The sequence below is a fragment of the Sneathiella sp. P13V-1 genome (assembly GCF_015143595.1).
Classification (GTDB): Bacteria; Pseudomonadota; Alphaproteobacteria; order Sneathiellales; family Sneathiellaceae; genus Sneathiella.
Genome location: NZ_WYEU01000005.1, coordinates 1 through 14,202, shown reverse-complemented (window position 1 = coordinate 14,202; position 14,202 = coordinate 1). Strand labels below are relative to the sequence as shown.

The following is a 14,202-nucleotide window of genomic DNA, read 5'->3' as shown; positions in this document are numbered from 1 at the left end:
TCATTCAAATCGGGAGAGTCAAAATGCGATTAATGATAAGTTCCGTTTCCGTAGCGTCCGCAATGCTTCTGGGGGCTATGAATGTTGCATCAGCAGCTGATGTAAAACTACCTGGTACAATTGCCTGGAGTGCCTACAACACGGGTACAACAGGATACAATCAATCCGTTGCGATTGGTAAAGCTCTGAAAGACAAATATGGTGTAAACCTGCGTGTCGTTCCGGGCAAAAACGACATTTCACGTATGGCACCATTGAAAAATGACAAAGTGCAGTTCGTGGCGAATGGCGCGGGCACATACTTCGCGTCTGAAGGTGTGTTTAATTTTGGCGTTGAAGGCTGGGGACCACAAAAAGTACGTATGGTCATCTCAGCAACATCTGACGCCAACGTTGCTTTGGCAGTTGCTGCCGATGCCGGCGTAAAGTCTATGGCTGACCTAAAAGGTAAGCGTGTTGCTGTTGTTCGCAGCTCCCCTGCTCTTACAATTGCCGCGGAAGCTCACCTTGCATTTGCTGGTCTGACATTTGATGATGTTACGACAGTTGAATTTGGTGGTTATGGTGCGTCTTGGAAAGCAATGGTAAATGGTCAGGTTGACGCCGCAATTGCTTCTACAGTTTCCGGTCCAACAAAGAAACTTGAAGCATCTCCACGTGGTATCATGTGGCCAGATCTACCACATTCCGACAAAGCAGGTTGGGAACGCATGACTAAGGTTGCCCCTTATTACGTTCCACACACTGCAACACTTGGCACAGGAATTTCCAAGGAACAGCCACATGAAGGTGGTGCATATCCTTACCCAATGTTGATCACACGTGATGACCAGAATTCTGATCTTGTGTACAGCATGGTGAAAGCTGTCCATACCGAATATGACAACTACAAAGACGCAATGCCGGCCATGAAAGGTTGGGCAACAGAAAACCAGACATTCAAATGGGCCGTTCCTTACCATGAAGGTGCTGTGAAATACTGGAAAGAAGCTGGTGTATGGACTGCCGACATGGAAGCTCACAACCAGATGCTTCTGAAGCGTCAAGACATTCTGGCCGCAGCGTGGGCCACAATGAAAGACAAAAAACTCGACAAAGATGCCTACCTTCAAGAGTGGATGAAAGTCCGTGCGGCAGCTCTTGAAGCCGAGGGTATGAACCCAGTATGGAAGTAACAACCTCTGAGGAGAAGGCTCCGGTTGCTGAAGAGGGCAACCGGAACCGAAATCTTTCCACTACGGCGAAGATCATTTTGGGGCTGACAACAGTAATTGTTGTCGGCCTTGCTGTTAATCAGCTGTTCAACTTCGGTTTTTTCATCGATGTTATCTGGCTGGACAATAAATATCAGTACGCAATTTTTGGACTTTTGGTCCCATTTGCCTTTATGATCTTTCCCGCTACAGCCACCTCCAACCCAAACCGTGTCGCTTGGTATGACATTATTGCCGCAACTGTAATGTTTGCCATTCTCGGGTACTTCTTTTGGAATGCCGCGGATATTGTTGACTACGGATGGGAAATGGGAGGAGCGCCAGACTATGTGATTTATATGGGTATTACCCTTTGGTTATTAGTTCTGGAAGCAACGCGCCGTGCTGGAGGAACAGCTCTCTTTGTCATCGTGTCCCTCATCTCACTTTACCCACTTGTGGCTGAGGTGATGCCAGGACCTATTGCAGGTTTGTCCAGCTCGCTAGAGGATACCACTGCGTATCACACATTAAGTGCGGAAAGCATGCTGGGTATTCCTATGCAGGCCATGGCAAATCTTGTGATCGGCTTCTTGATCTTTGGTGTAGCACTGACACAAACCGGTGGCGGTAACTTTTTCATCAACCTTGCATTTGCTCTGTTGGGGCATGTGCGTGGCGGACCCGCAAAAGTTGCGATTTTCTCCTCCGGCTTGATGGGCTCCATGAGTGGTTCCGTGGTATCCAACGTGATTACAACAGGCGTGCTAACCATCCCAGCCATGCGTAAAACGGGATTTCGCCCGTCCTATGCAGCGGGTGTGGAGGCATGTGCGTCAACGGGTGGTGTTTTGATGCCGCCGATTATGGGCTCCACAGCATTCATTATGGCTGTATTCCTGAACATCCCATATGTTGAAATTGCGATTGCCGCGGTTGTTCCTTCAATCTTGTATTATCTCGCCCTGTTCATTCAGATTGATGCTTATGCAGCGCGTCATGAAATGCCAGGGGAGGATCGTGCAAACCTGCCAAAGGTGAAAGACACTTTAAAAGATGGCTGGCACTTCATTGCCGTATTCGTCCTTTTGGTTGTCATGATGGTCTGGCTGAAACAGGAAGTGCTGGCTCCGTTCTACGCGACGGTTCTACTTCTTGCCGTAAATCAGCTCTTTCCAAAGCATCGTTGGAACTTGAAGCAATTTGGTGCCTTCATTATTGCAACAGGCAAACTGCTTGTTGAAATTGGTGCCATTCTTGTTGGTGTTGGTTTGATCGTGGGTGCCCTGTCCATTACAGGCATGGCGGGAACACTCGTGAATGATCTTATCTTTCTTGCAGGTGGTAACACGCTGATCCTTCTGGTTATGGGCGCGATTACCAGCTTCATTATGGGTATTGGAATGACCGTGACAGCGGCCTATATCTTCCTCGCAATTGTGCTGGCCCCAGCACTGGTGCAGGGTGGTTTGGATCCAATGTCAGTTCACCTGTTCATTCTGTATTGGGGAATGGTGTCCTTTATCACGCCTCCTGTTGCGCTTGGCGCATTTGCCGCGGCTTCGATTTCTGGCGCCAGCCCAATGAAAACAGGTTTGGAAGCAATGAGACTTGGTTCGATTATATACTTCGTTCCTTTCTTCTTTGTTCTAGATCCTGCCTTCATTTTCCAAGGACCGCTTGAAAAAACAGCCTTGCTGTTTATCTCTGCTGTCGTTGGGGTGATCCTGATCGCAAGTGCTTTACAAGGGTATCTTACGGGTGTTGGAAACCTCCACAGGCATCCAACACTTGGCTGGGTTGTCAGGGGAATGATTCTGGCGGCTGGCTTGGCCTTGGCAACACCTGGAGGCAACCTTATTCCATTCTCTAACCTGGAGTTGGGCTTGTTTGCACTGGTAGTTGGCGGCATCGCTGCTGTTCTAGCGAAAGCACTGGACAGCAAATATCAGAAAGGGCTCGCCGCTTGAGTATAATTGGATAAGGCGTTCGCGCCTTACCATATCGCACACCCGAATTCTCGCCCCATGCGCAAATACCGCATGGGGCTTTTTTTTAAGTCATATGCCCCCAAGTTTCTTGCGCTCTAAAATGTAGCTGTACAAAATACGGTCGCACATTGGAAAAGCGATTTGGCTTCGAGGGGAATTATGGGCATAGCTAATTTAAACTTTTGTCGGATTCTTGCTATTCTGGCAGTGTTTCTTCTCGTTGCATCCACTTCCGCTTTGGCGCAAGAAAAGGTTAAATCAGATATTGTTTTTTCTACTGATTCAGTTGTCACAAGCGGCTACGCGCAGGCGATCACTATCAGAAACATTATCCAACCTGAATTCAGAAAAGAGATTTCTGTTTTCGCGGTTCAAAATGAAAGAGACCGTTTAAATCAGTTACTCAAAGGAGAGGCCGACTTGTGTTTTTGCGGTTCTGTAGGATTTATGGCGCAAGAAGGATTGTCTGGCTTTAACAACGCAGATCAGGGCCCGCAGGAAATCAGACGCCTTCTGTCCTCTTTTGGTGAATTTGCAATAACCTTTGCTATTGCTAGCAGAGATAACAAAACGGATATATCGAAACTGAATGGAAAAAGAGTTGTTTGGCTTCGCGATAACGACACATATAACCTCCACACAACGGCTCTGCTCGCTTTTGGTGGGCTTGGTTGGCGTGACGTTCAGCAGGTTATCTTTCCTGATTATCAGGCTGCCATGGAAGGCTTTCAAAGGAACCTCTCCGATGCGTTACTCGTGTTAAGCAGCACGCCGGATATTAACATTTTGAAAAATGGCAAGCGCCGTTTTGCTCTTGCGTCCCTTCCTGCTGATAATCGCGCAGGCTGGCAACGATTGAAATACCTTGCCCCATATATGTCTCCACAGGATGCTGCTTATCAGTCCAGTCAGGGAAATGATATTTTAAAGGGGGCTACCTATCCTTATCCATCCTTGACCGTAACTGCGAACACAAATTCCGAACTTACCTATACGATTACCCGGGCAATCACTGAAAAGTTTGATAGTTTCGCTGAAGCGGCAAAAGACATTGAGGGCTGGAATATTCTGTTTCAAGACTTCTTTGGTTCCATCCCCTTTCATGATGGTGCCATACAATATTTTAAAGAATTGAATTTGTGGACTGAAGAAGCGCAGCAACATCAGGATATGCTGTTAAGAAGGCAGTTGCTTCTACGCCGTGCATTTGAAACACAAAAAAATCTGCACGGGGATAAAAAAGAGTTTCCTTTAATCTGGCAGGAAGCAAGAGATAGCCTCTTGGCCGCGCTGGCAAACGGGCAGTAGCTTCTCCTTGTTCTTTATATCGACTGACATTACTTTAGGCGCGATCCAGATTATACAGGAAACATCCATATGCAACGCGGCCTCACCATTATTATCGCCTTGTTCCTCCTTGCCTTTTGCGCGGTAGTGATCACGATCTATGTATCCATTGGCTCTGTCATTGGTGAAACGCTCGCCGCTAGAGGACAGGAAATTACGCAAACACCGGTGAGTGTAGGGGAAGTTGAGTATTCAGCAAACACGGGCCTTACCAGCATTGCAGGAATGACGATCAAAAACCCCGCCGGTTTCAAAGATCTTCAAGCCATCAACTTTCAGGCCGTTGAATTGCTTATCGACCCTGAAACACTCAATACTCCGGTGATCCATGTCAAGGCCGTCACCATCAAATCACCAGAGATCATTTACGACATCCAGAATGATACCGATAATCTTCGCACCCTGCGTCGCCAGATTGAGTATTCTCTGAAAAACAACAGGCCTAAAGCAGGCGACAAACGCTTTTATGTTGAAAATGTCGTATTCAACCCGGGAACTCTTGTAGTTAGTTCCGCGAACTTAACTGGCAACAAAAGCACGGCGGCCCTGCCAGAAGTAAAACTGCCTGCTATTGGAACCAGAAATGAAGGTGTGACACCAGAGCGATTGGTTTATGAGCTTATTGTTCCTCTTCTTCGCGAAACGACTTTGGCTGCACTCAATACGGATCTTCCGTTAGATGATCAGGCGCGCAACCTGCTAAGCGGTGCTTTGGATGAAACTGAAAAGGCCATTGAGTTATTCAAGGGTATCCTAAACCAGTAATCTCCCAATTAAATTGTTGTTGCATCCACGGTTAAGGTGCATAACCTTATATATAACAACTGTTCGTTAGGGGATTGGGGAACACGTGGCAGGTAAACAGGGAAAAAACGAAGATCACCCGCATCGAAGTGACAATAGACGCCAGGAATTAATGGCGGCAGCGGCACACCTTTTTAATCAAAGGGGATATGACGCCACGTCGATGCGAGATATTGCGAGAGAAGCGGGAATGCTCGCTGGCTCCATGTATTATCATTTCCCCTCCAAAGACGACCTGATCATTGCCACCTATGAAGAAGGCACTCGGCTGATTGCAGAAGCCGTCCTGAAAGCAATTAGTGGCATTGAAGACCCGTGGGAGCGCTTGTATCTCGCCGCCGCGGCACATATGGAAACCCTTTTTGGCGGAAATAATTTCTCAATCCTGCTATGTGCGGATATTTCCAGAACGGCCCCTGCCCTTCGCATCCGTCTGGTTGAGAAACGTGACCGCTACGATGCGCTCTTCATGGACCTGATTGAAGCTCTTCCTTTACCAGAAGATGTAGATCCAACTTTGATCCGATTGAGCCTTCTGGGTTCCCTTAACTGGTCCAGCAGCTGGTATCGTGCCGGGGGGCAGACGCCGGAACAAATTGGACGGTTTTTTGTACGCCTTCTCAAAGAAGGTTTAGAGCCGCAATAAAATAATAGCACACTTTATTTCTGTGTTTTTATTTTATTTACAAAAATATCAGAATAAATATATTTGAATTCCAAATCAGAGTACGCATATATGTACTTGTAAATGGCGGAGTGACGTTTTTTGTGGCAGCATGATCAAGGCTGCGGCATAAATAGGCTTACACATTTGCAAGTTGGTGCCTTTGCGCTTGATTCACGTCATAGAATGGCTTTCTCCACGAGCTTATTAAACGGAACAGTGCAAAACGCAGTAAAGAATGAGAAGCGAGTGAAAAGTTGAGCGAAGCAAGAAATTCTGTCGCCGAAGCGACACAGGATCGGGTCAACGTCCCTAGCGTTGTTATCCGTTTTGCAGGCGATTCCGGTGACGGCATCCAAATCACTGGTAGCAGATTTACAGATACAACTGCCTTCGCGGGCAATGATCTGGCAACATTCCCGGATTTTCCCGCAGAAATCCGGGCACCTGTGGGAACGACATTCGGTGTTTCCGCCTTTCAGATCAACTTCGGCTCGCGCCACATTGAAACACATGGCGATGATCCAAATGTGCTTGTCGCGTTGAACCCTGCCGCTTTGAAAGTGAATATCGACCGCTTAAAACCGGGTGGAGCGCTCATTATCGATGAAGGCGCTTTCACGGATAGAAACTTAAAAAAAGCTGGTTACGACAGCAATCCACTTGAAGATGGCTCCCTTGATCCTTATCGCGTGCTTTCTATCGACATTACAAAAAATGTTCTGGAATCGGTTAAAGAATTTGGCCTCTCCCAGAAAGAAGGTCTACGTTGTAAAAACTTCTGGGTTCTGGGTCTTGTTTATTGGATTTACGGCCGCGACCGTGAAGACACGACAAACTGGCTGAAAACCAAATTTGCCAAGCGCCCTGAAATTGCTGACGCCAACATTGCCGCATTGAATGCGGGTCATGTTTATGGTGAAGCCGCTGAACTTGGTGACAGTGTAGGGCTGTTTGCAGTGGCCCCAGCAGAAATGCCAAAAGGTGTTTACCGAACAGTAACAGGCGGCGAAGCCCTGGCATGGGGATTAGTTGCAGGCGCTGAGCTTGCTGGTCTCGACATCTTCTTTGGCTCTTATCCGATTACGCCAGCTTCTCCTGTTTTGCATTCTCTTGCAAAGATGAAGCAGTTTGGCGTGAAAACATTCCAGGCAGAAGACGAAATCGCAGCGATCTGCTCCGCCATCGGCGGATCCTATGCAGGCGCCCTTGGCATCACTTCTTCATCAGGACCAGGTATTGCCCTTAAAGGGGAAGCAATTGGCCTCGCGATTTCAACTGAGCTACCACTGGTTATCGTCAACTCACAGCGTGCGGGACCGTCAACCGGCCTTCCAACAAAGACAGAGCAGTCTGACCTGTATCAGTCCGTTTACGGCCGCAACGGTGATGCACCGCTTGTTGTTCTTGCCGCACATGGACCAGGTGACTGCTTTGAGGTCGCCATCGAGGCCTGCCGTCTTGCGACAAAATACATGACACCCGTTATGCTTCTTACTGACGGGTATATCGGTAATGCGGCGGAACCATGGCTCATTCCTAACTTAAGTGAGCGCGAGCGCTTCGATGTGAAACACACAACCGAAGCAGAAGGCTTTGCGCCGTTTAAGCGGGATCCTGAAACACTCGCCCGTAACTGGGCCGTCCCAGGCACCGCAGGACTTGAGCACCGTATCGGCGGTATTGAAAAAGCGGATGGCTCTGGTCATATTTCCTATGATCCGGAAAACCACCAACGCATGACAGATTTGCGCCGTGATAAAATTCTTGGCATCGCCAAAGACATTCCTGCTGCCAAACCGGAACAGGGAAATGAGGGCGGTAAACTTGCTGTTGTTGGTTGGGGTTCCACTTATGGTCCAATTAGCCGTGCTGTCGACAACAAACGTGCTCAGAACAAGGATGTTGCTCATATCCACATCCGCCACCTATGGCCACTTCCCGCCAACCTGGGCGAATTGCTGGAAGGTTATGACAAGGTTATCGTTCCTGAAATGAACGATGGCCAATTGAAGACAGTCCTGCGCGACCAATATCTGCTGGATGCAGTGCCGGTTACCAAGGTTACGGGTCAGCCGTTCAAAATTGCAGAAATTGAAGCCGCAATTGACGCAGCGCTGGAGAGTTAAGATGAATGTAATTGCCAAAAACGAAAATCTGAAACCAGCCGATTTTGCCTCTGATCAGGAAGTCCGCTGGTGCCCTGGTTGCGGTGACTATGCGATCCTGAAAGCCGTGCAACGGACATTGCCAGCATTGGACGTACCGAAAGAAAACTACGTATTTGTATCCGGTATCGGCTGCTCGTCCCGCTTCCCTTACTACATGTCCACATACGGCTTCCACACTATTCACGGACGTGCGCCGGCCTTTGCAACAGGCATCAAGATGACCAACCCAGAGCTTGATGTTTGGCTGGTCACTGGTGATGGTGATGGCTTCAGCATCGGCGGCAACCACATGCTTCATGTATTGCGCCGCAATGTGAACATGCAAATCCTGCTATGTAATAACGAGATTTACGGTCTGACGAAGGGTCAATATTCACCAACTTCCCAAGTTGGCTTGAAGACACCATCCTCACCGACAGGCTCAGTTGACACCCCGCTTAAGCCCTGTGTCTTTGGTCTGGGCGCAGGTGGACGCTTCGTTGCCCGTGGTTACGATACACAGAAGGATTTGCCTGTCATCCTGACCCGTGCTCATGAGCATCAAGGAACTTCCTTAATAGAAATCCTTCAAAACTGTATCGTTTATAACGACGAAGTCTTTGAAGATATTCTTAACCGTAAAACAGCGGCGGATCGTCAGATCCATGTTGAACACGGGCAGCCACTTATCTTCGGTGCAGAGAAAAACAAAGGCCTTCGTCTGAACACTCAGTCACTCTCTCTGGAAGTTGTGACAATCGGAGAAGACGGCGTTACCGAAGCTGATATTCTGGTGCATGACGAAAGAAACCGTATGCTGGCAACCATGCTTGCGGATATGGGAGGGGAAGATTTCCCAACCGCTTTCGGTGTTCTCTATTGTGACCCTGCACATACTTACGAACAAGATGTCATCGATCAGATGGAAGCGCAAAAATCAGCGGACAAACCTTCTCTCGATGCGGTGCTCCGTGCAGGACATATTTGGGAAGTTAAATAAGCGCAAGCCACACAACAAAATCAAAAGCCGACTGGAGCAATTCAGTCGGCTTTTTTTATAGCTCTATTTGTTTACACACACATTTTGTTCATGTTATGTTCTCTTTTGATTAGCTAAGGGATAGAAACATGATCACGGGCAGTTGCCTCTGCGGCACTATAAAATTTGAAATCACGGGGGAGCCCTCTTCTCTCAGTTATTGCCATTGCTCCCGCTGCCGTAAAGCCGCTGGCGTGTTCTCGGCGGTTCTGATTGGCAAGGCAGATGACCTCCATATCAGCCAAGGTGCAGAACAAATTGCTAAGATCAACCCGGGGCCAGACTGGAAGCACGAACGCTGTTTTTGCCCTCATTGCGGCACATCACTCGGTGATTTAACGATAGGAGATATCTATGTTGTTGCAGCCTCTGCCCTGGATGATGACCCGAAAATTCGCCCTATGGCCCATATCCACACAGCCTCAAAACCGGATTGGTATGAGATTAACGATGGTCTTCCTCAATTTGAAGGCGACTACATCCCGGAAAAATAAACTTAACCTACGGTGAGTTTCTGTTTTAAGCTCTTTGTTCATTCTATGAATTGGGCACATCATGGACGACCAAAAGGCAAGGACCTTATTACTAAATCGCAAACAGGAACTCATCGCACTTCTTGAAGCAACCGAAAGTGATAGTGATCCGGTCGAGCTTGACCAAAGCCGAGTGGGTCGTCTCTCCCGAATGGACGCCTTACAAGTACAAGCCATGGCCCAGGAAACAGAACGGCGGCGTCACAATGAGCTTAGCCGAATTGAAGCGGCCCTTATCCGCCTGAAAGAAGGGGATTATGGCTACTGCGTCTCTTGTGATGAAGAAATCCCAGACAAGCGACTGGAGTTAGATCCAAGCACAGCTATCTGTGTTGGATGTGCGTCTAAATAATTAGTCGTCGCTACGAGGTTTGCTTTTCTGGCGACTTTTTTCCTGTGCATAATTCACAAGAGCGACAATCGCCCAGATCGGGATCACAATCACAGCGCCGAGCAGTATGTAATCCGCCGCCCAGCGAACAGTGTTTAGGGCCAATGAGTAAATCTCACCGATAGTGCCTGTCAGATCTTCTAGGAGTTCCAGTGGCGTAATGTCAAACCATGTAAGCATCCAACCGACCAGAAACGATCCGATCAGAAGTTTGACAATCAATGAACCTGCATTTTTTGGCATCTGGAAACCCTGTCTCTTAATCCTTAATCCGGATCATAAAACCCGACGCCCTATTAGACCAGAATAATTCTGACCCAAACAGCAAAAAGCCCGGCAATGCCGGGCTTTTCTGTTGGAATTATCTAAGCTTAGAAATTAGCTTTCGTCGCTTACGATAATTGCATTCTTAATATCTGCAACGTCTGTTGTATCCAGATCAACATCTTCCAGTGTGATGGAGAAGCCGGAAACACCGGTGATTTCAATCTTCGTATCATCACCAATGTCAGTGATTTCCAACATACCTTCACGATTTGCATCCGCAATACCCAGATCATCGAACAGAGCATCCAGATCAATTGTGTCTTCAGTTTCATCGAACCCAAGGATCACATCTTCACCGTCTGTTGCCGCATCTGTGTATGTATGCGTATCCGCGCCATCGCCACCGATCAGGACATCATCACCAGCCGCACCGATCAGAGTATCGTCACCGTCGTTACCGCGGAGAGTGTCGCCACCGTCACCACTGATGATAATCTCATTTGCATCACCACCGATCAGTTCACCACCAACCTGGTATTGAACATCTACACTTGCGTCATCTGTTGCATCACCGTCAGTCGCTGTGTAATCGAAGTCACGATCCCCAACATAGACGTTATCGATATAACCGCCCTGTGTATCTTCTGCTGGTAGGCCACGGAATTCGAGGCGTGTAGTGCTGTCTACAGCGTCAGCATCAACCTCATAAGTGAATTCCTGCCATCCTGGGACGTTACCAGACAAGGAGTCGATCAGTACGCCATTCCAGTAGACTTCAACACCGTTCGTTGTTGTTGTTGTCCGTGGTGAGTACCAGAAGCTAAGTGTCAGTTTCTCACCTGGAGTTGTTGGAACATCCTGATAGACGTGAGCATTACTTGATGTGTATCCGCCCTCATCATGAGAGTCGATTTCCATCTTCGTATTACCGTCCTGAGCATTCTGACCACCTGTTCCACCGAACTGCAGTTCGATCGGAGCGTTGGAGGCTAATGTATCAACATTCCAACCTGGCAGGCTGTGATATGTTGCCCAGCTGCTACCGTGCTGTACGTTCACATCAGCAGTAGACAGATCTTCGAAACTTCCGTTCACGATACGGTTGTCACCTGGCAGGGATACGAAGTCATCATCGAAATCAACTGCTGGCGTTGTCACGCTTTCAACAGAGAGCACATCAGTTTCGTCCACATCACTGTCATTTGCCAACAGAGCTGATTTTGGAATGTAGATGGTTTCGAGTGTGTTCGTAATGACCACATCATTTTCTGCAACCGGCGCATCATTTACACCGTTCACATTAATGGTCACTGTCGCACTCTCTGTACCTTCGACATCAGCAGAGTAGTTAAAGACAACTGTCCCTACATCGCCATCATCATCCATTGGCTCCCATGCAGAGTTAGCTGCGTCAGGAATATCCAGGCTTACAGTCGCGCTTTCTTCATTCGAAGCATCGAATGTCAGCGTACCGTAATTATCGGAACCATCCAGAAGATCCAATGTCCAGATACCGGCACCCGCTGGTGACCAGTCACCCGCAGCAAACGTGATCGGAGACATCACACCTGACAGAGGAACAGTCAATGTCACCGCACCAGGTGCGTTAAAGACTGTATCACCGTCATTTGGAATGAAGTCCTGATCCCAAGTTGGGGCCTGACCGGTTACGATAGAAGCAGCAAGATCAGTATCTTCGTCCGTTGTGAAGGCATCATCCAGAAGAACTGGAACTTCAACACCATCCACATGGACCGCTACATTTTCGATATTGGAAGCAGTAATTGTACGTCCATCGATATCCAATGTTGCTGTCTGACCAGCTTCTACACGGTTGGCGAACTCAGCGATTGCATCTTCATTTGCCGCAAACTCTGCCGCTGTGAAGTACAATTCCAAAGTATCCGTATCGAAACCACCATCCGCGATGTCGGCATCACCAGCCGCATTTTCAGATGCTGTCCAACGGATGACATCGTCATCGCTGCCACCTGACATCGTGTCAGAACCGGCACCGCCATCGAGCGTATCGTTATCGAAGCTACCGTTCAGGCTGTCATCGCCTGTACCGCCGAGGAGCAGATCGTTACCGAAGCTTCCGCTCATCGTATCGTTACCGGATCCACCATAGAGGTCATCGTTACCGAAGCCACCATTCATGTCGTCAGCGCCGCTGCCGCCATACATGACATCGTCACCGAAGCCACCATTCATGTCGTCAGCGCCGCTGCCGCCATACATGACATCGTCACCGAAGCCACCATTCATGTCGTCAGCACCGCTGCCGCCATACATGACATCGTCACCGAAGCCACCGGATAGTGTATCGGCACCTTGATCACCATACATCAGGTCATCATCATCGCCACCATCCATGTCATCGGAACCACGGCCACCGGATAGTGTATCGTTGCCGAAGCTACCATCCATTGTGTCGTTACCCCGATCACCTGTCATGCTGTCAGCACCGAAGCCACCATCCATGTCATCGGAACCACGGCCACCTTGTAGGGTGTCTTCACCAGAGCCACCATCCATTGTGTCAGATCCGAAGCCACCTTCCATCAGGTCATTACCTTCGCCGCCATACATGGTGTCGTTTCCGCCACCGCCATACATGCTGTCATCACCGGCATCGCCATACATGACATCGTCATCGCCAACAGAGGCAGAAGCGTTATTGTCACCATACATCACGTCAGCATCTTCACCGCCGCTCATGGTGTCAGCGCTACCAACACCGCCATACATGGTATCGGCACCGGCACCACCAGACATATCGTCGTTACCAGCTTGACCATACATCAGGTCAGCACCTTCGCCGCCTGACATTACGTCATCACCAGTACCGCCATACATGGTATCGCTGTCGGCACCGCCATACATGGTATCTGCACCTGCAGCACCTAGCATACGGTCATTGCCTTCGTCACCATACATCACGTCATCACCGGCACCGCCAGCAATTGTATCGTCACCAATACCGCCATACATCAGGTCAGCATTGTCACCACCAGACATGTGATCAGCGCCTTCGCCGCCATACATAGTGTCAGCACCTTCACCGCCACCCATTGTATCTGCGCCGTCTTCACCGAACATCAGATCGTTACCGGAACCACCAGACATATGGTCATCATCAGCACCACCGTTCATGACATCATTACCGGCACCGCCGCCCATAACATCATTACCAGTACCGCCGTACATAATATCGGCACCGTCGCCACCATTTATAGTATCGTTGCCATCGTTTCCAGCCAAGCTGTCAGCGCCATCGTCACCCCAGATACGGTCATTTCCATCACCACCGATCATCAAGTCGTTGCCTTCGCCGCCTGACATCAGGTCATTACCTGTGCCGCCGAACATACGATCGTTGCCTGCGTCACCTGACATGGTATCTGCACCGCCTCCACCATACATGGCGTCGTGATCTGCACCGCCATACATCAGGTCATTGCCTGCTTCACCTTCCATGAAGTCGTTGCCGGTACCACCAGACATGGTGTCGCCGCCGTCATTACCATAAAGAGCATCGTTACCGGAACCACCAACGATCAAATCGTTGCCGTCTCCACCGAACATACGATCGTTGCCTTCGCCGCCTGACATCAGGTCATTACCTGTGCCGCCGAACATACGATCGTTGCCTGCGTCACCTGACATGGTATCTGCACCGCCGTCACCATACATCAGGTCATGGTCGCCATCACCATACATCAGATCGTCGTCACCGCCGCCGCGCATGTCGTCGTTACCTAGGCCACCATACATGGTGTCAGCACCGTTATCACCGCGCAGAACATCATTTCCGGCATCG

Annotated in this window: 11 protein-coding genes; 9 read left to right on the top strand and 2 right to left on the bottom strand. The window is 49.1% G+C overall.

The window, feature by feature from the left end:
- Positions 1-23 precede the first annotated feature (23 nt).
- The 9 genes from GUA87_RS16495 to GUA87_RS16455 all read left to right on the top strand — a co-directional run bounded on the left by GUA87_RS16495 (position 24) and on the right by GUA87_RS16455 (position 10,073).
- Positions 24-1,175 (top strand): TAXI family TRAP transporter solute-binding subunit, encoded by a 1,152-nt coding sequence (locus tag GUA87_RS16495; protein WP_227712111.1) that lies wholly within the window; start codon positions 24-26, stop codon positions 1,173-1,175.
- On the top strand, positions 1,166-3,163 hold the full coding sequence (locus GUA87_RS16490; protein ID WP_193717726.1) for a TRAP transporter permease: 1,998 nt from the start codon (positions 1,166-1,168) through the stop codon (positions 3,161-3,163). The genes GUA87_RS16495 and GUA87_RS16490 overlap by 10 nt, the downstream gene beginning before the upstream one ends.
- Positions 3,164-3,343: 180 nt before the next feature.
- Positions 3,344-4,492: a TAXI family TRAP transporter solute-binding subunit gene (locus GUA87_RS16485; protein WP_193717725.1), complete on the top strand. Its 1,149-nt coding sequence runs from the start codon at positions 3,344-3,346 to the stop codon at positions 4,490-4,492.
- Positions 4,493-4,561: 69 nt separating this feature from the next.
- Positions 4,562-5,296, top strand: coding sequence for a hypothetical protein (locus GUA87_RS16480; protein WP_193717724.1), 735 nt, complete (start codon positions 4,562-4,564; stop codon positions 5,294-5,296).
- Positions 5,297-5,381: 85 nt separating this feature from the next.
- Positions 5,382-5,981: a TetR/AcrR family transcriptional regulator gene (locus GUA87_RS16475; RefSeq protein ID WP_321575926.1), complete on the top strand. Its 600-nt coding sequence runs from the start codon at positions 5,382-5,384 to the stop codon at positions 5,979-5,981.
- A gap of 275 nt (positions 5,982-6,256) precedes the next feature.
- Positions 6,257-8,128, top strand: coding sequence for a 2-oxoacid:acceptor oxidoreductase subunit alpha (locus tag GUA87_RS16470; RefSeq protein WP_193717723.1), 1,872 nt, complete (start codon positions 6,257-6,259; stop codon positions 8,126-8,128).
- A gap of 1 nt (position 8,129) precedes the next feature.
- Positions 8,130-9,149, top strand: coding sequence for a 2-oxoacid:ferredoxin oxidoreductase subunit beta (locus tag GUA87_RS16465; protein WP_193717722.1), 1,020 nt, complete (start codon positions 8,130-8,132; stop codon positions 9,147-9,149).
- A gap of 128 nt (positions 9,150-9,277) precedes the next feature.
- Positions 9,278-9,682 (top strand): GFA family protein, encoded by a 405-nt coding sequence (locus tag GUA87_RS16460; RefSeq protein WP_193717721.1) that lies wholly within the window; start codon positions 9,278-9,280, stop codon positions 9,680-9,682.
- Positions 9,683-9,743: 61 nt separating this feature from the next.
- The gene (locus tag GUA87_RS16455; protein ID WP_193717720.1) at positions 9,744-10,073 is read left to right on the top strand and encodes a TraR/DksA family transcriptional regulator; all 330 of its coding nucleotides are present in this window, start codon (positions 9,744-9,746) and stop codon (positions 10,071-10,073) included.
- Here GUA87_RS16455 and GUA87_RS16450 read toward each other — a convergent pair whose 3' ends face one another.
- Positions 10,074-10,355 (bottom strand): DUF6460 domain-containing protein, encoded by a 282-nt coding sequence (locus tag GUA87_RS16450; protein WP_193717719.1) that lies wholly within the window; start codon positions 10,353-10,355, stop codon positions 10,074-10,076.
- Between the two features lie 135 nt (positions 10,356-10,490).
- A partial coding sequence (locus GUA87_RS16445) for an Ig-like domain-containing protein (RefSeq protein WP_193717718.1) occupies positions 10,491-14,202 on the bottom strand: 3,712 nt, incomplete at its 5' end.